Source organism: Rothia sp. HMSC062F03 (assembly GCF_001836905.1).
In the GTDB taxonomy this organism is placed as follows: domain Bacteria; phylum Actinomycetota; class Actinomycetes; order Actinomycetales; family Micrococcaceae; genus Rothia; species Rothia mucilaginosa_A.
In genome coordinates this window covers 402,637-424,723 of record NZ_KV830861.1, presented here as the reverse complement: position 1 = coordinate 424,723, position 22,087 = coordinate 402,637, and the positions used below count along the sequence as shown (strand labels likewise).

At 63.3% G+C, this 22,087-nt stretch carries 11 protein-coding genes; 4 read left to right on the top strand and 7 right to left on the bottom strand.

Features of this window, described 5'->3' with window-relative positions:
* Positions 1-63: 63 nt before the first annotated feature.
* Complete coding sequence (locus HMPREF2674_RS01800; RefSeq protein WP_070824655.1) at positions 64-696, bottom strand: M48 metallopeptidase family protein; 633 nt, start codon at positions 694-696, stop codon at positions 64-66.
* Positions 680-2,629: an ATP-dependent helicase gene (locus tag HMPREF2674_RS01795; protein ID WP_070824654.1), complete on the bottom strand. Its 1,950-nt coding sequence runs from the start codon at positions 2,627-2,629 to the stop codon at positions 680-682. The genes HMPREF2674_RS01800 and HMPREF2674_RS01795 overlap by 17 nt, the downstream gene beginning before the upstream one ends.
* A 424-nt stretch (positions 2,630-3,053) precedes the next feature.
* Here HMPREF2674_RS01795 and HMPREF2674_RS01790 point away from each other — a divergent pair, with 424 nt between their 5' ends.
* Positions 3,054-4,058, top strand: a complete 1,005-nt coding sequence (locus HMPREF2674_RS01790; protein WP_049343936.1) for a phosphotransferase — start codon at positions 3,054-3,056, stop codon at positions 4,056-4,058.
* A gap of 976 nt (positions 4,059-5,034) precedes the next feature.
* Here the strand turns inward: HMPREF2674_RS01790 and HMPREF2674_RS01785 are convergent.
* The 5 genes from HMPREF2674_RS01785 to HMPREF2674_RS01760 form a co-directional block, all read right to left on the bottom strand.
* Positions 5,035-9,609: an ATP-dependent helicase gene (locus tag HMPREF2674_RS01785; RefSeq protein WP_070824653.1), complete on the bottom strand. Its 4,575-nt coding sequence runs from the start codon at positions 9,607-9,609 to the stop codon at positions 5,035-5,037.
* Between the two features lie 157 nt (positions 9,610-9,766).
* Positions 9,767-13,573 carry a UrvD/REP family ATP-dependent DNA helicase gene (locus HMPREF2674_RS01780; RefSeq protein WP_070824652.1) on the bottom strand — a complete coding sequence of 1,269 codons (3,807 nt, stop codon included), beginning with the start codon at positions 13,571-13,573 and terminating at the stop codon, positions 9,767-9,769.
* Positions 13,574-13,735: 162 nt separating this feature from the next.
* Positions 13,736-15,316, bottom strand: a complete 1,581-nt coding sequence (locus HMPREF2674_RS09060) for a PDDEXK family nuclease (RefSeq protein WP_084824410.1) — start codon at positions 15,314-15,316, stop codon at positions 13,736-13,738.
* A gap of 47 nt (positions 15,317-15,363) precedes the next feature.
* Positions 15,364-16,938: a PDDEXK family nuclease gene (locus HMPREF2674_RS01765; RefSeq protein ID WP_070824649.1), complete on the bottom strand. Its 1,575-nt coding sequence runs from the start codon at positions 16,936-16,938 to the stop codon at positions 15,364-15,366.
* A gap of 28 nt (positions 16,939-16,966) precedes the next feature.
* A complete protein-coding gene (locus HMPREF2674_RS01760) occupies positions 16,967-18,022 on the bottom strand; it encodes a DNA cytosine methyltransferase (RefSeq protein WP_070824648.1) in 1,056 nt (351 codons plus the stop codon).
* 284 nt (positions 18,023-18,306) lie between these two features.
* Here HMPREF2674_RS01760 and HMPREF2674_RS01755 point away from each other — a divergent pair, with 284 nt between their 5' ends.
* From HMPREF2674_RS01755 to hemL, 3 genes are all read left to right on the top strand, one after another.
* Positions 18,307-19,002: a 3'-5' exonuclease gene (locus HMPREF2674_RS01755; RefSeq protein ID WP_070824647.1), complete on the top strand. Its 696-nt coding sequence runs from the start codon at positions 18,307-18,309 to the stop codon at positions 19,000-19,002.
* A gap of 106 nt (positions 19,003-19,108) precedes the next feature.
* On the top strand, positions 19,109-20,488 hold the full coding sequence (locus tag HMPREF2674_RS01750; RefSeq protein WP_070824646.1) for a threonine/serine exporter family protein: 1,380 nt from the start codon (positions 19,109-19,111) through the stop codon (positions 20,486-20,488).
* A 222-nt stretch (positions 20,489-20,710) separates the two neighbouring features.
* Positions 20,711-22,060 carry a glutamate-1-semialdehyde 2,1-aminomutase gene (gene hemL, locus HMPREF2674_RS01745; RefSeq protein ID WP_049346674.1) on the top strand — a complete coding sequence of 450 codons (1,350 nt, stop codon included), beginning with the start codon at positions 20,711-20,713 and terminating at the stop codon, positions 22,058-22,060.
* The last annotated feature ends 27 nt before the right edge of the window (positions 22,061-22,087 follow it).

Here is a 22,087-nt window from a genome sequence, read left to right as displayed (position 1 = left end):
GCTCGAGTATTTCCGGCTGGTTCTGCCGGTTTGTTTTTTGTTAATTAGTTTTCGGAAAAAGCCCTAGCCGGCGCTGTTTTCGCCGCGCTCGCCGCGCGAGCCTTCGGCCCGCGAGCGCCCCATCGCGTACCCGTCCAGGAATGCGCGGGCACGCTCCAGCTGCGGGTAGCGGGCCTCCAGGGTGCGGAAGGAGCGCGAATGATTCGGCTGCAGCAGATGGCACAGCTCGTGGTGCACCACCGAATCCAGCGCGTACTCCGGAACCCCCTGCAACTCCGAGGAGATGCGAATCTGCGCGGTCGCGTAGGTCGCCGAACCCCAGCGCTGACGCTGGTTGCTCACCCAGCGAATCGAGAGCCGTTTGAGCTGCTCGGTGCCCTCCAGCTCCGGCAGGTAGGCGCGCACCAACAGGCTGGCCCGCTCGTGCAGGTACTCGTCGGTGACATTCAGCTGCGCGGCGTGCTCACGGCGGGCGGCGCGACGCTGAATACGCGGCAGCAGGCGGGCAATATGCTCGTCTATCTCCTCGCTCGTGCTCGCGGCGGGAATGAGCAGGCGGTACGCGGGGTTGCCGTGCTCGTCCACGCCGTCGCGCTGCATGCTGATGGTGCGGGTGCGGCGGGCCGAGCGGACCAGCTCAATCTGCGGGCGATCCGCCGTGGCCGGCAGAATCTCTCGTTTAAAACGCTGAGCCATAGTCCTCTCCCTTCTTGCGACGACCCTGCGAGTGGTTCCCGTACGAGTGGTTCCCGCGCGCGCCGCGGGCCGCTCCTCCGTAGCCGCTCGAGTAGCCGCTTGCGGCGGGGCGGCGGCGCTTGGCCGGGTCGATGTCATCCAGGAAACGCGAGCGCTTCCGCTGACCTCTGCCGCCCACGGTGCGGGTCATGGTCCAGGTCAGCCACAGGTACTTGCGGGCGCGCGTGATGCCCACGTACAGCAGGCGGCGCTCCTCGTCCACCTCATCCGGGGTGGTCGCGAAGGTGATGGGCATGAGGCCCTCGTTGAGGCCGCACAGGAATACGGCATCCCACTCCAGGCCCTTGGCCGCGTGCAGGGAGGCGAGGGTTACGCCGTTCATCTGCGGGGCCTCGTTGAACTCGCTACGGTGGTTCAGGGTCGCCACGACCTCGTGCATGGTCAGCGGCAGCGGCTCGGGCACGCCGGGGCGCGGGTTGGCACGGTGCTCCTTCAGCTGCTCCTGACGGTTCTGCGCCATCATGTCGACCATGTGCACGAGTGCGGCGAGGGATTCCCACTTCTGGCGGGTGGCGCCTCCCGAGAGGGGGCCCTCCTCCTTGTAGCCGAGGCCGCTGAGCACGTCGCGGGTGTAGCGGGTGACGTCTTCGGTGCCGTCGGTGGACTTGGCTGAGCCGCGCAGGGCGAGCATGGCCTGCTTGACCTCGGGGCGTTCGAAGAAGCGCTCCGCGCCGCGCAGCTGGTACGGGATGTGGGCGGCGGACAGTGCCGACTCAATCGCCGCCGATTGGGCGTTCGTGCGGAAGAGCACCGCAATCTCGGCGGGGGCCACCCCCTCCTTGTCGATGAGGTCTCGGATATCCTCGGCGATGCCGGCGGCTTCCTGCTCGTCGTCCGCGTAGCCGAACCACTCCACGTCCACGCCGGGGCCGCGCTGAGACATCAGTTCCAGCGGCGGTGCCCAGGAGTGCGGGCTCGAATCGGGGTGCGGGCGGCGGGCGGCCAGCAGGCGGTTCGCGAGCTCCACCACCTGCGAGTGGGAGCGGTAGTCGCGGGTCAGCTTGACCGTGTGTGCCCCGCGGTAGCGTCGCGGGAACTCCAGCAGGTAGCGGCTGGTCGCGCCGGTGAAGGAGTAAATCGTCTGGGATGCGTCGCCCACCACGCAGATGTCGTCGCGGCCGCCCAGCCACACGTCCAGCAGGCGCTGCTGCAGCGGGGAGACGTCCTGGTACTCATCCACCACGAAGTGGCGGTACTGCTGGCGGACGGTCGCAGCGAGCTTCTCGTCCTCCTCGAGCATGGCGATGGTCAGCAGCAGCACGTCCTCAAAGTCGATGAGGTTACGCTCGTCCTTGAGATCTTCGTAGGCTTGGAAGATGCGCTGCATGTTCTGCGGGGTAATCGCCGAAGGCAGCTGTTTCTCGCTCAGGCGCTGCATGAGGGTGTCGGGGGTGAGCAGCTGAACCTTCGCCCACTCAATCAGCGACGCCAAATCGCGCAGCAGGGAACGGTCCGTGCTGATGCGCAGACGGTTCGCGGCCTCGGTGATGAGCGCCGCCTTGTTCTGCACGATGGAGGGGAAGGTGCCGCCCACGACCTGCGGCCAGAAGTAGGTGAGCTGGCGCAGGGCCGCCGAGTGGAAGGTGCGCGCCTGCACGCCGAACGCGCCGAGCTGCTGAAGGCGGGTGCGCATCTCTTCGGCCGCGCGCAGGGTGAAGGTCAGGGCGAGCACGCGCGGGCCCTGGTAGCGGCCAATCGCGATGCCGTAGGCGATGCGGTGCGTAATCGCGCGGGTCTTGCCGGTGCCGGCACCGGCGAGCACGCGCATGGGCCCGTCGAGCTCGGTGGCGACCGCGCGCTGGTCGGGGTCGAGGCCCGCGAGGATATCGTCAGCGGAGAGTGCGTGCTGCGGCTGCGGGGGTAGTGCGGTCATCGTTCTCCATCGGGGCTCGGCGCGGTTGCTGGATTCGCGCTGAATCTGTGCTGGTTCTGCGGGCTGGGCGTACGGGATGTACAGGGCGGGACCGGGAAGGTCTGCGCCGCTATTGCCCGGTCTTCCATTGTATTCCCTGCCGAACATCACAGCAGGCCCGGGCGCGCACCCGTTCACCGCAAGCGCGCCCGTTCACCGAGAACCTGCCCCTTCGCTGCGCCCCTGCCCGCGGGGGAACCGCAGGGAACCGGCCGCGGCGGCTACTTGCAGGCGGCCGTGCGCGGGCGGCGAAATGCGTGGTGATGCGTTCCCCCGGGATTCCGCCCGCCGGAGGGGTAGGCATCGCCCAAAACTTTCTTCACTAGTCAGCATAAACATACGGTGAAAGGCTCGGGGTGCTCACATGGTTTGGTAACCTTAACCCGTGACTTTATCTCCCCTTCAGCTTGCAGCCATCGTCTCTGCCGGAGTGCCCGGAATCTACCCCGTCGGCGCCGAGGCGGTCCGCGAAGATAGCGGCGACTTCGACTCGGCCATCATCGCCGACTCGGCCGGTCGCCGCTGGCGTGTGCGCGCCCCGCGCCGTCCCGATGCCAGCATGCGTCTGGAGGCCGAGCACCTCATCCTGCAGTCCTTCAGCCCCGGCCTGCGCGCCCGCCTGCCCTTCGCCGTGCCCACGGTCGCCGGCATCGTGCCGTACGCCGGCGGCAATGTTTTCGTGTACACGCACATCCCCGGCTCCGTCTACGACGTGGACCAGCTTGCCGAGCTGAGCCGCCGCGAGGTCGCTCAGGGGCGTCCCTCCCTGGCCGCGATTATCGCCAAGGATATTGCGACCCTGCACGTGATGCCCGAGGACATCATCTACGAAGCCGACCTGCCCTCCTACTCTTCGGAGCAGATTCGCCGCCGCAAGATTGCCGAACTCGAGCGCGCCGCCGCTACCGGCAAGGTGCCCGCCGACCTGCTCGCGCACTGGCAGGCGGTCCTCTCCCCCGGCCCCATGTGGCAGTTCCGCCCACGCGTGGTGCACGCCGATATGGGGGCCGAGAACCTGGTGCTGGAGGTGACCCCCTCCGAGGCGCGCATCGTCGAGGTGACCGGCTGGTCCGACGTGCACGTGGGCGACCCCGCGCAGGACTTCGCGTGGCTGTACTCGTGCGAGGATATCGACTTCACCGACGAGGCCGTGGAGGTGTACCGTCAGCAGATGCCGCAGCTACCCGACGCCTACCTGGCGCAGCGCGCGAACTTCTACGCCGAGTTCGCGGTGGCCCAGTGGCTCACCCACACGGTCGAGACCGACGATAAGGACGGCGCGACCCACGCGGTGTCGATGCTCCTGGATATTCAGGACGATCTGCGTTCCTCGGGCGAGCTACTCGGCCAGGAGGACACTCCCCCGCTCATGAGCGGACCGCAAGACTAGCAGAGCTGGGCTCGTTATTGGGTAGCCCGTTATTGGACGGCGGCCGCATGAGCCCCTCAGTGAGCGCCGCCGAGCCGCCGAGCCGCCGAGCCCCCCCCTATTCTTTAAGATTCATGGCCCCCGGGAGCCTGCTTCGCGCAGGCCTCGGGGGCCATGAACATACTAATAGAGCGCTTTTCCGGAGGATTTAGGGCGTTCCCACCGAATTTTTCAATGTATTTTCCAACACATTTTGAGCGCCTGTTCTGCATTTTTGTGCACGAAAAATTGCAATTAAGGGTGAGAGTTGAAGGTGTGATTTAAAAAAGAACGCACCTCTTCATGCAGAGTTTATTCACAAAATCCCACACAACCCAAACACCCAGAATAGGACTCCACAAGGCTTCAATTTCACCTTGAAACATGCCCAAAAACATGCATTTTGGGGCAATTATTTTACGCTTAGACTTTTTTGTCAAGTCCTGGAATACTTTTCCTGTACCGTTCCACAGAGAACGAGCACAGCCCCCAAAAGCGTACTGACCAGCGCCGATACCGTGGCAGCGGTATCGAGGGGGAACGATTGGACGGGGACCGTGACCGGTCATGTCACACCCCGAGCCGGATTCATGCACCGCGCAACCAATCACCGATGGCAGAATTCTATAGAGGTACTTTCGAGGTTGTGTTTGAGAGTAAAGACGCACGCGAACCCCACGGCACGCAGACGGCGTGAGTGAGGCCGCCACGGCGGCAGTTGTCTGCGGATGATCCGAGCGTGCGAGGGCACGAAGTACCTTTATAGTTCTTCAGCGGCTGAGAACGCCTCCCCGCCCTAATGCAGTAGGGCCGAGAGGCGTTTTCTGCTATTCACTTCGAGAGTGAGAAAAGCCCGGGCCGACCCCGCGATGGGGTCGGCCCGGGCTTTTGCGCATCCGTTTAGGCTATTGACGGCAGGGGCCGGGCTATTGGCGGCCGGGCCGGGAAGCGCGAGCGCCTAGCCCTCGCCCGCGCGGGCCTTGCGGATCACTGCGGCCAGCTGCGCCTCCGAGGGCAGGCCACCGCGAATCTGCTCGTCCCACACCTCCTCCACGCGCTTGCCGCCCAGGTAGACGAACACCGTGCTGATGCGCTCCGGGTCAATCCCCATGATGCGGGAGAACGCGATGCGGTACAGGCCCAGCTGGAAGCGGCGCGCCTGCATGTCCGCGGCCTTCGGGCGGCGACCGGTCTTCCAATCCACCAGAATCCAGCGTTCGCCGTCCCCGTCCTCGGTGCGGAACACGGCGTCGATGCGGCCGCGCAGGCTCACGCCCTCCACGTGGGTCTCAACCGGGTACTCCACGGCCCAGATGCGTTCCTTCCATTCGGGGGAGCCCCACTCGCTCGCCGCGAAGCGCTCCCAGAGCGAGCGCACGGAGGAATCCTGCTCGCTCTCCTCGGCGAGGGACAGCTCGTCGAAGAGGGCGTCTTGCGGAAGGCCCTCGGCGAACTCGGGGTGTTCCTCCCCCGCTACTTCCTCCGACGCTGTCTCTCCCGCCGGCTCGACCGCGCCGGGCAGGGTCACACCCAGCGTGTCCTCGGCCTCCGGGACCTCAAGCGGATCGGCGCTCGGCACCACACCGAAGTGCTCCTCAATGAGGGCGTGCACCTCCGTACCGATGGTCGCCGCACGCGAGGGACGCTGCGGCACCGGGCGCAACAGCTCGTGCACCGTGCCCTGCGGATCCTCGCTCAGGCGAATGAACGTGGAGGCCGAGAGGTGACCGGGCAGCTGCTCGGCCAGCACCGGCTCGGTGTGCTCGGCCAGGCGCATGAGCAAATCGGCCTCGCGCTCCCAATCCTGGGCGCGGCGGCGCAGGGCCTCGGGAACGGCCCCGGCGGGCTCGGGGGCGGTGAGATCCGCACCGGCAGCAAGCTGCGCCTCCAGCTCGGCGACCGCGTTTTCGACGGCCAGGGCGGCCCGTTCCACCGCCTCGCGGCGGCTCGTGGAGTTAATGGCAATCTCGCGGTTCAACTCCTCGTGGCGTCCGTGGCGCAGAATCGCCTCGGTGCCCTCGTTCAGGTCCTCCTCGGAGCGCCAGCGCCAAATCACGGGGCGTTCCAGCGGGTCGAAGGGCCACATGGCGGTTAGCACCGCACCCAGGTGCGGGTTTATCGTCTCGTAGGTTTGGGCGCTGAAACAGCCGCCCGCCACGACGGGCAGGGCCGCGGCCATCACGGGAGAATAGCCGGGGCGCGGAGGCTGGGATGCGCGCTCCGCTTCCTCGGCGGCCAGCTCGTCCAGCCACTCGGGCGCGGGCAGATCCAGGCGCTCGCAGTTCTCCCGCACCGTGCGCACGCGCATCGGTAGCGGCGAGAGCTGTACCTCGCGCATCAGGGAGGGAATTATCGCCCCCGCCAGGGCCCAGGCGTAAGGGACCTCACCCGCCTCCTCGGGGTCGGGCAGGCCCTCGGGAGTCAGCACCGTGCCCTGCGCCAGGGTCACCGGCTCCTTGAGGCGGTACCCCGTGTCGGCGATGAACTCAACCCAGGGGGTCACGTTATCGATCGGCTTCTTCTTGCCGTCGTCCGAGGGGTCGGCCACGACGAAGACCAGGCCCATGCCGACCAGCTGCGGGGCGGTCCAGGGGAACTCCACCGTGTCCTCGGCGTGCCGCCGGTAGGCCTCGGCCAGGGTCCACAGCAGTTCCATCCAGAAGGGCTGGACCGGCTGCGGGGTCTTCGCGGTGCTCTTCCAGCGGAAGGCGCTCACGGCCAGCAGGTTGCGGGCGCGGGTCATCGCCACGTACATGAGGCGGCGGTCCTCCATGCCCGCGTGCTCGCCGGCGTCCCCCTTGTGGGCCTTCAGGTATTCCTCGAGCTTCTTGGCCTCCTCGAACTCCGCGATTTCCTCGGGGCGTTCCAGGATTGAGGGCAGGTACTCGCTGTCGCCGCGCAGGGGCCAGGGCAGGGCCACGTTGGCCGTGATCTGCCAGAGGTTCGGGGTCTGCGCGCCGCCGACGGTGCCGCACAGGCCCGGCAGGAAAACGCGGTCCCATTCCAGGCCTTTGGAGGCGTGCATCGTCATCAGCTGAACGGCGTTCGGGTCGGGGTCGATGGAGCCCAGCTCCAGGCCCTTCTCCTCGTCGTCCGCGCGTTCCAGCCAGGCGAGGAAGCCCATCACGTAGCTCACGCCGCCCGAGGAGAGCATAAAGCGGCGAGCGCCCGGCTCTCCCTCCTCCGCGCTCACGCCGTCGGCGCCCGCGTAAATCATGGCGTTGATGCGCGGGGCCGACATTCCGTAGGCGGCGGCCACCTCGTGGAAGGCGTCCAGGTTTACGCGCGCCACCAGCGGGTCGGTACCCGGGCGGACCGCCAGCTCAATGTCCAGGAGCATGGTGCGTTCAATCTCGTAGAGCAGATTGCCCAGGTCGTCGCTCAGGCCCGCGCGGAGCACGCGCATCTGCTCGGCGAAGGCGCGCAGACGCTCCAGGCCCGCCGAGGAGAAGCGGCGGCCACGGTAGTGCTCGCCGTAGAGGGGTTCGCCGTCCGGGCCGTCCTGCGGCAGGTTCTCGACCGCCTCGATGAGCGAAACGTACCCCGAGGAGTCGTCCACCGCGCCCTTGAGCACCTGGTCCAGCTGCTCCTGTGCGGCGCGCAGATGCTCGGCGGTCAGGCGGCCGCGGGTACCCCGGCCGGTACCCTCGGAGGGGCCGTCCTCGACCTCTTCGGCCTGCTCGAGCAGGCGCAGGGCCATCTGCTCCCGCAGGGCCCGCTCACGCTCGCGAACCAGCGACTGCGCCCAATCCCCCAGCGCCAGCAGGTCGGCACCGCCCAGGCGCCAGCGGGCACCCGTGAGCAGGCGGGCCAGCGCATCCGAACGGTTCGGGTCGGCCAGCACGCGCAGCGCCGAGACCAGGTCCACGACCTCCGGCTGAGAGAGCAGGCCACCCAGGCCCACCTGCTGCACCGGAATGTTCAGGCGCTCGCACTCCTCGCGAATCGTGTCCAGCTGGCCGTGGGAGCGGGCCAGCACGGCGACCTCGGGCATCTTCAGGCGCGGACGCACCGAACCGTCGCCGCCGCGGTGCGCCGCGTAGGCCCGTTCGTACTCGCGCACGGCCTCGGCGCGCATCCCGGCAATCCGCTCGGCAATGCCCGCGGCCTCCGCGCGGTCGGAGTCGTAGTAGGTCATCTCCACGCGACCGGTCATCCCGGAGGCGGCCTCCTCGAAGGCGGGAGTGTCTTCCTCCCCGACCAGCACGCAGCGCGGGCGCAGGTCGGGCACCTGATCGGCGCTGATATCGCCGCGCATCGCACGCACCCACTCGGGAACGTCCTTGAGCTTTTCGGCCACGTGGTTCGCGGCGTTCAGGATCGAGATGTCGTTACGCCACGCCACTGACAGGAAGAGCGGCTGCGCGTGCGGGGTCGGGAAGTGACGGTAGAAGCTGAACATCTGGCCGTCGGAGGCGCCGCGGAAGCCGTAAATCGACTGCTTCGGGTCGCCCACCGCCATCACGGGGTGCGCGGGAATACCGGCCGCCTCATCGGCCCCGTAAATCGAGGAGAACAGGCGCATCTGCGCGTGGGAGGTGTCCTGGAACTCATCCAGCAGAACCACCTTGAAGCGGGCGCGCTCCCCCTCGCGAATCGCCGGGTCGCTCTCGGCGATGCGCGCGGCCAGGCGCATAAGGTCGCCGAAGTCCAGCACCTGCATGCGCGCCTTCACGCGGGCGTAGCTCTGCGCCATCTGCGCGTACACCCGTCGGTTACGCAGGAGTCGCTGAACCTTCTGAATGTCCCGTTCTTTCTTGACGGGGCGGCGAGAATCGGGCACCGCGGCGTAGGCGGCCAGCTGCTCGGTGCAGAAGTCGATGACCTCCTGCGGCTCGCGCAGGTGCTCGGCGCACTCGTCGGAAAGCCGCAGCAGCTGGTTAATCATGGTGGCCGCCGAGAGGGGCACATCACCCTGATCCTGCGGTAGCTCACCCTCCCAGTACTGCACAATCTGCGCGGCCAGCTGCCACTTCTGCGCGTCGCCGAGCATCTGCGCGTCCTGCTCCACGCCCAGGCGCAGGCCGTACTCCTTGACGAGGTTGTTCGCGTAGGAGTGGTAGGTCAGCACGGTCGGGTCCGCGATGCCCTCGCGCAGTTCCTCCTCGGTCGGTTCGAGTCGGCGGCTGCGGCGCAGGGTGTTCAGGCCGGCGCGCATGCGGTTGCGCAGCTCGGTGGCGGCCTTGCGGGTGAAGGTCACGCCGAGCACCTCCTCGGGGCGCACGAAGCCGTTGTCGACCAGCCAGATCACGCGGTCGACCATGGTCGCGGTCTTGCCCGAACCGGCACCGGCGATGACGAGGGTCGGGGCGGGGCCGGCCTCAATCATGCGGATCTGTTCGGGTGTGGGTTTCTTGCCGTCGGGGCCGTTGAGCATCGCGGCAATGTCGAGGGCGCTACGGTAGCCGCCCGCGGGGGTTGCTCCTGCGGGCAGGTCGGCCAGGAGCGTGCCGTCGGCGAATTGCCAGGTGTTGCGCTCGCACCACTGGGCGGGGGTGAGCGGCTGTCCGGAGGCGGTGGCGGGGTTGGTCATGGGTCCTCATCTTTCGTCGTTGAGGGTGAGTGAATGGTTCGTGTTGTACCGGTGCCGGGGTACCGGCGAGCGCGGTCAGCGGGCGGCCTGATGGGTGGCCGGGTGAGTGAACTGCAGCCACCCGGCGCGGGGCCTCTTCCGCTAGGGCCGCATCGCGTTAGGGCTGAGTCACCTGGCGGCCGCGGGTGCATATCGGGCAGAGCTCGGGCAGGCGGCACCCGTGCCCGTGGTTGCCCTCGCGGTGGCGGGTCTGCACCTGCGCACCGGCGATGAGCTCGGCGGCTCGTTGCACCAAGTCCACGGCCCATTCGTCGTTATCCTCCAGGGCGGGCTGAACCTGCAGGCGGGCCTTGCTGTCATCGTTCACGTCCGAGACGCCCACCTGCATGAGCGCGGCACCGGCGGAACGCCCCGTGTAGCCGGTGTACTCCAGCTCCTGGGGACGGGTGTCTGGTAGCGGTTCGCCTGCTTCTAGGGCGGCGGCTTCGGCACGGTAACGCTCTTCCAGTTGTTCGCCCGCACCGGCCTCCACCGCAATCTGGTAGGCGGCCAGCTGCGGGTGCGTGGCCACGGCCGTCCCGTCCGGCTTGCTTTTGCCGGTCTTCAGGTCGACGATGACGAAGCGGCGGGTGCCGTCCCTCTCCGGTGCCTCCTCCAGGCGGTCCACGCGGCCGGTGAGGAGCGCATCCAGCTCGCCCACTTCCCCCTGCGGGTCGAAGGGCACGGGCACGCGCACCGAGAAGGATCCTTCAACACCGAGGTTCTGCCAGCCGGCGTCGCCCATGTGCTGACGGTAGTAGTAGCTCAGGCGCAGAATCATGCGCTTGGCCCGCTCGTAGAGGGCGTAGGCCTCCCAGGGCACGCGCTCGCGGTATTCTTCTTCGCTCTCGTCCTCCCTACGGGCGGGCACGCCGAGGGAGCTAATGCGCTCGTCGAGGGCGGTTTGGAGCTGTTCGAGGGTGCCGGTCGGGTACTCCTCGGCGATGGCGTGCACGAGGGTGCCCAGGGAGCGGGAGAGGTCGGTTTGGGCCTCGGCGCGGGCGGCGGAAACCAACCAGTCCAGCGGGGAGTTGTGGATGGTTTCCAGGCGCGAGGGCGAGAGCGCGATGATGCGTCGCCCCTCGTCGGCGCCATTTTCTGGCGATTCTTGGGCGGGGCGAGCGAAGAACGGCTCGGTGCTCGACAGCGGCAGCAAGCCCCACCACTGCTCGGGGGATGCGCCGGGCGCCTGCACGCGGGCCAGGCGGGCCAGGGTACGTGATGCGGCGTCGAAGCGGAAGGCCGCGGCCTCCGGGTTCAGGGCGGCCTCGGGGTTCAGCGCATCCTCTGCGGTAGCGGGGGCATCGGGTGCGTGAGCTTCTAATCCAGGCGAGCCGGCCGCGTTCTTCAGCTCGGCGTCCTCGGCGCTCATGGCGGTGAGCGCATCCTCCACGAGGGTGCGGCGCAGCTCCGCCACGAGCGAGCGCAGGGTGGCGGGGCGGCGCACGCGGGTGATGGGAACCTCGGGCGAGTCGTTCTCGGCGTCGGTGGGCACCACGAAGTCGAAGAACTCGCCGGGAGCTTCGTCCTCGTTGCGCACGGCGGTCAGCACCAGGCGGGTGCTGGCTCGAGTGGCGGCGACGGCGAACATGCGCAGCTCGTCGTGGCGGGTGTCGCGCACGCGTTCGGGGTAGCTGCGAATACGTGCGGGCGGCACCTGCTCCCCCTCTGCCTGCGCGTCGGGGTTAGCGTGGGCCGGGTTAGCGGGGGCGGGGCGGCGCATCCTGGCGTCGCAGATGTCGACCAGGTCGCCGGTAGCCAGCAGGGAGCCGCGCACGGTGGTGTTGGGCCAGGTGCCCTCCTGCAGGCCGCATACATATACGGTGCGCCAGGATTGGCCTGCGGCCAGGGCGGGGGTGAGGATTTCCACCGCGTCCTGGCGTACGCCGCGGGCGGCCAGGGTGTCCATGGGTAGGTCCTGCGCGTCGATGAAGTCCAGGAATTGTTCGGCACCGGCGCCGCGCATCTGCTCGTCGAATCGGTCGGCGGCCTCGAAGAGACCGATCATGGCGTCGAGGTTGCGGTGGGCGGCGTCGGCTTCGGGGCCCGCGCCGCGCGACTGGGCGACCCAGGTTTTTTCGAGGCCGCTGGCTTCCCAGAGGGCCCAGAGCACCTCGGTGCTGGTGGAGTCGGGGCGCGCGAGTGCCTTGCGGCCCGCGGAGAGCACGGCTGCGATGCGGTGCACGGCGCGCCCCACGCCCTCGGCGGGCAGGGTTTCGGGATGCAGCAGGGCGCCCAGCAGCAGGTCGTCACTGGGGCGGTGGCCACCGGTTTGCAGCTCGACGGATCGTAGCTGCTGGCGGAGTCGCCGCACGTCCATGCTGGATGCGCCGCCCAGCCGCGAGGTGAGCAGGGTGATGGCGCTGTTCGCCCCGTTGAGGGGGTTGGAGCGGTTTTCTTCGGCGATGACGTCGTCGAGGCTCTTGCGCATAATCTCTTCGGCCTCGTCGGGGCCCAGGGCCTCGTAGCCCGCGCCGGTGACGGCTGGGTTGAGGGCCTTCTCGCCGCGTTTGCGGGCGTAGACGAGCAGGCTGAGCGCGTCGAGGAAGGGACGTACGGCGGGTTCGTCACGCACGGGCACGAGGGCGGCGGAGGTACGCGAGGGAATACCGCTGGCCGAGAGCACGCGGCGGATGCGCGCCACGTCCGCGCCGTTGCGCACGATGATAGCACTCTCGCGGTAGGGGCGGTTGCCGTAGATGCGGTCTTCGAGCAGCAGCTGGGCGAGCAGGTTCGCCTCGTCCTGGGCGCTGGAGAGCGCATACTTATACACTCCGGCGGGTGCGGTGCGGTAGTGCGCGGGGTCGAGGATTTTGCCGTCGGCGCCCAGGTGTAGCAGCGGCTCGTCCACGGCGCCCCAGGTGAGGGCTTCGTCGGCGGGGGTGGTGTTGATGCGTCCGAAAGTTGCGGGGGTCTTCTGTCTGTCTGTCTCGGCGGTGGGCACGTAGCGGCTGTAGCGCGGCAGGCGGCGGCGAATATCCGCCACGAGCGGCATCATGAGTGCGGGCAGACGGTAGGAGGTGGTTAGGGTGCGTTCGGCCAGGTGCGGGAAGCTTTCGGGCAGCGTGCGCACCAGGTCGGGGCGGGCGCCGCGGAAGCCCTGGACGACGGCTTCGTCGCTGTAGGTCATGATGACTTCGGGCGCGGCGGCGAAGACGTCCGGGTATTCTGCGGCCAGCTCGGCGGCGTCTGCGGGCGGCTCTTCGGCGGCGATGAGGCGTAGCAGGCGGTAGGTGGAGGGGCTGAGCTCCTGCACGTCGTCGATGAGGATGAGGTCGTAGCGGCGGCGCTCTTCGGCGAGGAATTCGGGGTTGCGCAGTAGCAGCCGGCAGGCGTCGTTGATGAGCACGGCGGGGTCGTAGGCGTTTTTGGCGCGGAGGGCTCGCACGGCGCGGTATTCGGTGTGGAGCTGGGCGAGGGCGGCCCAGACGGGTCGGTTGTAGTCGCGGGCGAGGGCCTGGACGTCCTCGGCGGTGAGGTCGTATTCGGCCATGCGGTCGAAGAAGTCGCGGATTTCGTGGCGGAATCCGCGGGTGGGTAGGGCTTCGCGGAGGGAGTCGGGCCAGGCGGGGCCGAGTGCGATGCCTTCGGCGTGGTTGGCGAGCAGTTCGCCGATGATGACGTCTTGTTCGGGGCCGGAGAGGAGCTTGAGGTTGCCTTCTACGCCGCTGAGTAGCCCGCGGGTTTGGGCGCGTTTGAGCAGGTCGAAGGCGTAGGCTGCCCAGGCTCGGGTGGGTGCTACGGAGAGGCTGCGGTCGCTGGCGGCGGCGATGGTGTCTCGCATGCGGGTTGCGGCGGTGCGGGTGGGTGCGAGGATGAGCAGGCGGGCGGGGTCGTTCCCGTCGGAGAGGTAGCGCAGGGCGCGTTCGGTGAGGTGATGGGTCTTGCCGGTGCCGGGGATGCCGGTGAGCAGTTGAGTTGTCATGGCTTCAGTCTATCGGGTGGGCGGCGGGTCCGCCCCGCCGCAGGTCATTCGGGGCCCGCAGACAAACCTCCCTAGCCGCCTCTGGGGATGAAGGTGTTGAGTAATGTAAAAAGCTCACCCACAAGTCAAATATCAAAACTTGCGGGTGAGCCTCAGCCCTAACTAGTCAATGTCTTTTAAAGTAATAGCGCGGTTCACAGAGAAAATTTTGCGAATTTCTTCATGCGAATATGGGTTCTTCTGATGCCGTTCCACCATACGAGCTAAATACCGAGCCGTAATAACAGACCCCAAAAGACCAGATCTATTCGAAATATTCTCTAGTTGAGAATTTATATTTTTTCCATAGTCCGAGACTACGTATGCAAAAAATGAAAGATTGGCAAATTCCAACCCATATTCCGAGTAACGTTCAATATATTCAAGCATGCGATTTTTATGATCATTGCTAATACTATATTTTTTCTTGTAGGATTTGGTATCCAAAATTCCCGCCCATTTTTCACCACGGGAAGCTACAACGATGTCAGGCACGATACCCTTCTGCCCGATATGCTCAGCACGGAGCCCAAAAACATCGGCAAAAATTGAAGAAGTTGCCTTCTCAAATTCGGTAGCCTTATCACGCCCACTGCGTGACAACTCAATATACTCCTGGAGAAATCGGTCCTTAAATCCATGCGGATACTTTCCTGAAAGAATCCGCTCCGTATCCTTGAAGGGCACTCCAGATTTTTCTGAAATAGTAGTAACGAGTTGCTCATCTACCCTCTCGATATAACATGTCTTTGCATATTCCTCAGCGCACAAGAGCACAAGTCGTTCCCTAATATCTTCTGGGGATACACGACCCTTCTTGCCACGACGAGAGGTGTACCTGGTCTTTCCTGGACGCAAACCATATCGCCCCTGAAAATACTCCTCGTTATCAGGCTGGTCCAGTAGTGGTTTATCCTTATATTTCTCTACCAGTTCTCGAGCTTCTTCCTCCATACCAGCAGCAATAGACCAGTTACCGTTTTTCCGTTCAATAAGCTGGGTATATTCCAACCAGTTAGCGCAGGTATTAACAATATTCCTAAGTCCCTTAACGACATTAGCCATGGTAGCCTCTGATCTGGCATTAGGAAGTCTATATAAATCAATAAAGTTATTCTCTAGTGATTCATCACCAATACGTCGGTATTCAAGGATGCGCGACACAACATTATCTACACAAGTTTGCCCATTAGAGATTCCATGCTCAATGACAACCTTTGCAATTTCATCTTTTTCATTAAGATATTTCTCAAGACGCTCATCCAGCAGAAGCTGAAGAATAAAAATAAAAGGACGCACCGCAAAACGACTATCAACTGAAGAAGGTCCTTCATAGGAGAAAGCGCTGGGGAACTGATTTTCCACAACCTGTTTTTTAATAATATCAAAAGGAGGCATATCATTTTTAACTAGTGCCTCCCCAGCATCCGTCAGATAACATACTTCGTCTTTATCTTGATAAAAAAGCCCAAGGCATCTAAGCCAAGTGCGGTATGTACGAGCCCCTCCACCCGTTCGGTCAAACCGAGACCCTTCTCCCTTAATTCCTGCGCGTTCAAGATTTTCTTCAAAGGAAAGCTCACCCTCCCGCCCCTGAGAACCCCAGGTGCGCCCCTCATACAAAAGAGCGAATTCCCTCAAAGCTTGAGGGGTAGATAGCAAACTACGCTTGGGACGGGTAAACCACCACATATTATGATCCATAAAATATTCCCTTTCACACAAAATCTTTATAAGAAGAAATTAATCTTCTATTCAATATCTTCAAACGTAATTGCACGATTCAGCGAGAAAATTTCGCGAATCTCCGAGTGGGTGTACGGCTTCTTCTGATGACGTTCCACCATACGCACAATATCTCGCGCAGTAATCACCGACCCGGGGACACCGGATTTCTCAGAGATAGTACGAATCTGAGGCGTCACCGAATTCTTGTAGTCTGAAACCACGTACGAGAAGAACGCGAGCGTCGCAAATTCAGGGCCATACTTCGGGTACCGTTCGATGTACTCGACCATACGGTTACGGTGGTCATGTCCGATACTGTATCCCTTGGCATATGCTTTGCTATCCAAGATGCCAGACCAGCCCTCTTCACGAGAGGCGACAACCACGTCCGGGACGATGCCCTTCTGACCGATATGCTCTGCGTAGAGCCCAAAGATGTCGGCAAAAATTGAAGTTGTTGCCTTCTCAAATTCAGTAGCCCTATCGCGTGATTCAAAGGCCATCTGTACGTACTCAGAAAGGAAGGAATCGACAAGGCCGTTCGGATACTTAGCGGAGAGAATACGTTCGGTTTCCACCGCAGAAACGCCTGTCTCCGCCGCAATATCAGCAACGAGCTGGGTATCCACACGATTGATAAGACGCTCAGCCACGTATTTTTCGGCGACCAGAAGAACGTTCTTCTCCTCAATCTTCTTCGAAGAAACGCTACCGGTCCCCTCAAGACGTCGAGTGTCTTTGAACTTACCGGGGCGCAAACCATACTTACGCTGGAAGTATTCCTCATCGTTAGGCTTAGCGACCAGCGCTTTCGATGAGTACTCCTCGACGAGCCCCCGTGCTTCATCCTCAGCACCCGAAGCAATCGTCCAGGTGCCCTTATAACGTTCAATAAGCTGGGTGTACCCCAGCCAGTTACCACAGGTATTCGCGATGTCTCCGTGATTCGCGAAAATCTTCTCGAGAAGAGGAGCAGCCCTAGGAGTGGTATAGAGCTCTACATAGTTCTCTTCCAGAGATTCGTCACCGATACGACGGTGTTCAAGGATACGAGATACGACGTCATCCACACACGACTGCTTATTCGATACGCCATGTACGATGACGATTTTCCCGATTTCTTCCTTCTCATTCAGGTAGCCTTCAAGACGCTCGTCCAGAAGAAGCTGCAGGAGGAAGACGAAAGGGCGAACTTTGAATCGTGAATCGACAGCAGACTGCCCTTTATAGGTAAAGGCGCTGGGGAATTGATAATCCAAAACCTGCTTCTTGAGCACCGTAAGAGGAGGCATTTCCTGCTTTACCAGTGCTTCTCCAGCGTCCGTTAACCAGAACTTTCCGCCCTCATCCATAAAGACAAGGCCGAGACTTTTCAGCCAGGCTCGATACGTGCGGGCCCCGCCACCAGTCTGATCTCGACGCTTTCCCTTCGCTTTAAGACCGGCAAGCTCCAGGTTCTTTTCGATGGTCAGTTCCGTTGTCTTATCAGTCGTTTTCCAGACTTTGCCCTCTGCTTCAAGAGCAATTGCCATCAGACAGCGGGGAACGGGCGGCAGACTACGCTTGGGGCGGGTAACCCACCACGTATTACGAGCCATACAAACTACTCCTTTGCAGTTTCTTCGATTAGTAGGATGCTTCTTGACTAGGGTATTCTTCGCCCTTAAACGTCCTCAAAATCGCTTCAAATATAACACGGGCTCCTTCGGCAGGAACCGCCATGCCTATCTGCTTGCGAACAGACTCTTTACTACCTGCAAAGTTGTAGTTGTCAGGGAAAGTCTGCAAACGTGCACGCTCACGGTTAGTGAGCGCACGGTTCTCTTCCCAGTGATACATGTGAGTACCACCGCCGCCAGAACCGGTTACGGTATAAGCAGGCTTTTCAGGGTGAAGACGCTTGTAAATCTGGGAAATTTTTGCGCCCTTAACCTTTAGCTGAAGATGCTCAGGAATATCCGCAGTAAAAGCGTTCTGCCCCGGCTTGATATAAGACAAACGTTCCTGCACAACCTTTGACTGCTTAGTTAGTTCAGTACCGGTCATATCGGAAGTGATAGGAGGATTCTCCAGGGCAGTACGAGCCGATACATCGTGGTTGCGATAAGGCTCGGTAGAAGGAACCTTGAACTCTACATCCTGGTCGTTACGAATACCCACGATGATAATTCGGTGACGTGCTTGAGGAACGCCATATTCTTCAAACTTGTATAGGTTGGTTACAAGCTTGTAGCCCGCCTTCTCAAAGGTTTCGAGAATCTGGTTAAAGGCTTTACCCTCGTTAGCACTACGGAGTCCGCCGACATTCTCGGCCAGGAACCACAGAGGCTGGAACATTTCCAAAGCCTTTGCGCCGTAGGTGTAAAGCGGACCGTAGGTGCCATCCAGTCCCTTCTGCTCCCCCACGGTGGAAAAATCATTGCAAGGGAAGCCGAAGGCTAGACCATCAATATCGCCCAGTTCTTTTAGCACAGAGTAGTCAAGCTCTCGAATATCAGCATGCACTACAGACTCGGGGCGATCCGGGCAGATATTTTGGCGGTAAGTGTTGCACGTATCTTCGTCGTAGTCGGTCGCCCACTGGTGAACAATCTTCCAGTTGGGGTCAGAGATAGAAGCACGAGTTGCTCCAATAGCAAGGCCACCAGGGCCACAGAAAAGTTCACCTAGCTTAAATTCCATGCCCACCACTATACACTAATATATTCGAAAATATAACTACCAAGCTGCACATACTTTCGAATATTGAGGTTACTAAAATATCTCAAAATCTATCAGTCTATATATAAAAACTAGATTTTAAGTCTTTCGTGTTCCCCGCTGTCCTTATTAGTGTGTTCTTGGTGTCCTTCTCCCCCGCACATATCATTTCCCCTTCCCGACCACCGCACCTGTTCCAAGTCACCTTGCAAACCCTAGTAACGAACCGGCGCGCGCCTCCTTCTTTGCTGGGTTAGTCTTATAGCATGACCTGGATGAACGGCCTGCGCGCCACTTTTGACCTTGAAACCACCGGTGTGGACGTCACCACCGCCCGCATCGTGACTGCTTCCCTGATCCTGCTAGACGCTCAGGGCAACGTGGTGCGCCGCGGCGAATGGCTGGCGGACCCCGGCGTCGAGATTCCCGCCGGTGCCGCCGCCGTGCACGGCATCACCACCGAGTACGCGCGTGAGCACGGCCGGCCCGCCCGCGAGGTCGTGTGGGAGCTTGCCGGCGCAATCGGCGCGCTCAACCTTGACGGCGTGCCCATCATCGCGTTCAACGCCGCCTACGACTTCTCGGTGCTCCACCACGAGATGCTGCGCTACGGCATCGCGAACGGTGAGCTGCCGCCCGGCGCGGTGCTCGACCCGTACGTTCTGCATAAGCACGTCGTCCCCCGCAAGCGAGGCAAGCGCACCCTCGAGGTGCTGGCCGCCGAGTACGGTGTCTCCCTAGAGAACGCGCACACCTCCGCCGATGATGCCCTGGCCGCCGAGCGCCTGCTCGTCAAGCTCACCGAGCAGTTCCCCGAGATCCTCAACGTAGACGCCCACCAGCTGCACGAGCAGCAGATTCAGTGGGCAGCGGAGCAGGCGGCGAACTTTCAGGCGTGGTTGCGCACGCAGCCGGGCAAGGAATCCGAGGTCATCGACGGCCGCTGGCCCGTCCGCCGGTAAGGGGCGCCCCGCCGCTACCGCCGCCGTGGTATCTCGCCTATCCTAGTGAGGGACGTACACGAACCCCAGCCCACTACACATACGACGGCGCGCCACGGAGTTTTTAATGGATCATCAGCCCAGCAACCCCTCAGATTCCGCAGAACAGTACTACGACACGAACACCCGAAGCATCTACCTCGGGTCGAGCCGCCTCGCCCACGAGCACCTGGTCGCCCAATCCCAGGTGGTGCTCCGACTGGGCCGCATCCTGATGAAGTCGGGTGCGAGCGCGTACCGCATTAAGGCGTCCATGGCGCGCCTGGCGAAGGCCGTGGGTCTGAAGGAGCACCACGCGCAGGTGACCTTCACCGAGATTTCCACCTCCTCGTACACCGAGGGTAACTTCCGCACCGAAGTGGCCGAGCAGCGCACGATGGGCATTAACGCCCACAAGATCGATCAGCTGGGCAAGTTCATCTCCGAACTGCCCGAACGCATCACCCCGGCGGAGGCGAACGCCGAGCTGGACCGCATCGATTCGGCCAAGCCGCTGTACACCCGCTGGATGCTGGCGCTGGCGTCGGCGGTGGCCTGTGCCGGGTTCGCGTTCCTGAACCGCGGCGGCCTGGTGGAGTGCTCGGTCGTGTTCCTCGCCGCCGGTGCCGGTCAGTTTTTGCGTTCGACCCTTCTCAAGCGCGGGGTGAGCCATTTGGCAACGTGGATGGCGTGCGGCTTCCTGGCGGCCGGCCTGTACATTGCGGTTGTCAATGTGCTGGTTGCGGCGGGTCTGGTTAGCCCGAACCACATGGTTGGTTTTATTTCTTCGGTGCTGTTCCTGGTGCCGGGCTTCCCCATGGTGACGGGTATGCTCGACATTTCCCGCATGGACTTCCTCGCGGGTATTTCGCGTCTGACCTACGTGGGTTTGCTGCTGCTCAGCGCGTCTTTTGCGGTGTGGGTTTTGGGTTCGCTCTTCCACCTGCCATTGGCTTCTCCGGCCCCTCTGAATCTGGACCCGACCCTGTATCTGCTCCTGCAGATTATCTCCTCGGGTGTTGCGGCGGCCGGCTTCGCGATGCTCTTCGCCGCCTCGCCGGTGGCCTGCGTGTGGGGTGGCGTGATTGCTGCGGTAGCGAACCCCGTCCGTATTCACATGGTGGAGGCGGGCATGCCCGCGCATATGGCCGCGACGATTGCCGTGTTTGGTGTGGGCATCCTGGCCGAGGTTGTGGCCCCGCTGCACCAGCGCAAGTACACCCGTATTTCTCTGTCGGTTCCGGCCGTGGTGACGATGGTTCCGGGTGTCCCGTTCTACCGTTCCATGTCGCATTTTGCCAGCGGTGACATGTACTCGGCGGCAACCGGTTTCGTGCAGTCCCTGCTCATCTTCATGGCGCTGGGTATGGGCCTGGCCTTCGTGCGTCTGCTATTCGATAAGAACTGGCTGTTCGATCAGGACACGCAGGTGCTGAACCGCCTGGATACCGACCGCCACCTGCGCTAATCCGCCGCGTTCCCCCTCCGTTTCCCAGCCCGTTACCCCGCCCGTCCGGAGTGTTTTGTCGTCACCTTTCGGTACGTTCAGACGCTCGTCACCTGCGGTTTACCTGAAGCACCTATGATGGTTAGGGTACGGGACGTTAGCGGCGCGAGGGCTCTGCCGCCCGGCACGCCTCGTCCCCTGTAATTCTTGAATTCGCCGTCTCGTTTGAAAGGCACCGATACGATGACTCCCTCCCCCACCCACCCGCTACACCACGAAGCCAGCGAGAAGCTATTCGAGCGTTCCCGCGCGGTGATTCCCGGCGGCGTGAATTCCCCGGTGCGCGCCTTCAACTCCGTGGGCGGCACTCCTGCGTTTGCGGCGAAGGCTAAGGGCCCCTACCTGTACGACGCGGACGGCAACGAATACGTTGACCTGGTCTGCTCCTGGGGCCCGTCGATTCTGGGCCACGCGCACCCGCAGGTCGTGGAGGCCGTTCAGCAGGCCGCCGCGCGCGGCCTGTCCTTCGGTGCGGCGAGCGCCCCCGAGGCGGAGCTGGCCGAGCTGGTCATCAACCGCATTAACGCCGCGATTCCCGGCGCGATTGAGCAGGTGCGCATGGTGTCCACGGGTACCGAGGCGACCATGACCGCGATTCGCCTGGCCCGAGGCGTGACCGGCCGCGACAAGATCATTAAGTTTGCCGGCTGCTACCACGGCCACGTGGATGCGCTGCTCTCCGAGGCCGGTTCGGGCGTGGCAACCCTGGCGCTACCCGGTTCTGCCGGCGTGACCGCCGCGACCGCCGCCGAGACCATCGTGCTGCCCTACAACGACCTGGACGCCGTGCGCGAGGCCTTCGAAACCCACGAGGGTCAGATTGCCGCCGTCATCACCGAGGCGGCCCCCTGCAACATGGGCGTGGTCGCCCCCGAGCCCGGCTTCAACCGCGGCCTGCACGAGATTGCCCACGCCAACGGCGCGCTCGTCATCTTTGACGAGGTGCTGACCGGTTTCCGCGTCTCCTCGGCAGGTTACTGGGGTTACGCCGCCCCCGAGGACGGCGGCTGGGTTCCCGATATCTTCACCTTCGGCAAGGTTATCGGCGGTGGCATGCCCATCGCGGCCCTGGCCGGTAAGCGCCGCATCATGGAGTACCTGGCCCCGGTCGGCCCGGTCTACCAGGCCGGCACCCTCTCGGGTAACCCGCTGTCGGTGGCTGCCGGTATTGAGACCCTGACCCTGGCCGACGAAGAGGTCTACAAGACCCTGGACGCCCGCAGCGCCCAGCTGCGCCGGGCCCTGACCGAGGCGTTCACCGCCGCGGGTGTGGACCACTCCATCCAGAACGCCGGCAACCTCTTCTCGGTGGCGTTCGGCACCTCCGAGAAGGGCGTGCACAACTACGCGGACGTCAAGGCCTCGGCCACCGACCGTTACACCGCGTTCTTCCACTCGATGCTGGAGTCCGGCGTGTACCTGCCGCCGAGCGCGTTCGAGGCCTGGTTCGTTTCTGCCGCCCACAATGATGAGGCCATGGACCGTATCATCTCGGCCCTGCCGGCCGCCGCAGCTGCTGCCGCATCCGCCTAGACGCGAGCGAATAGAGAGAGGAGAAAC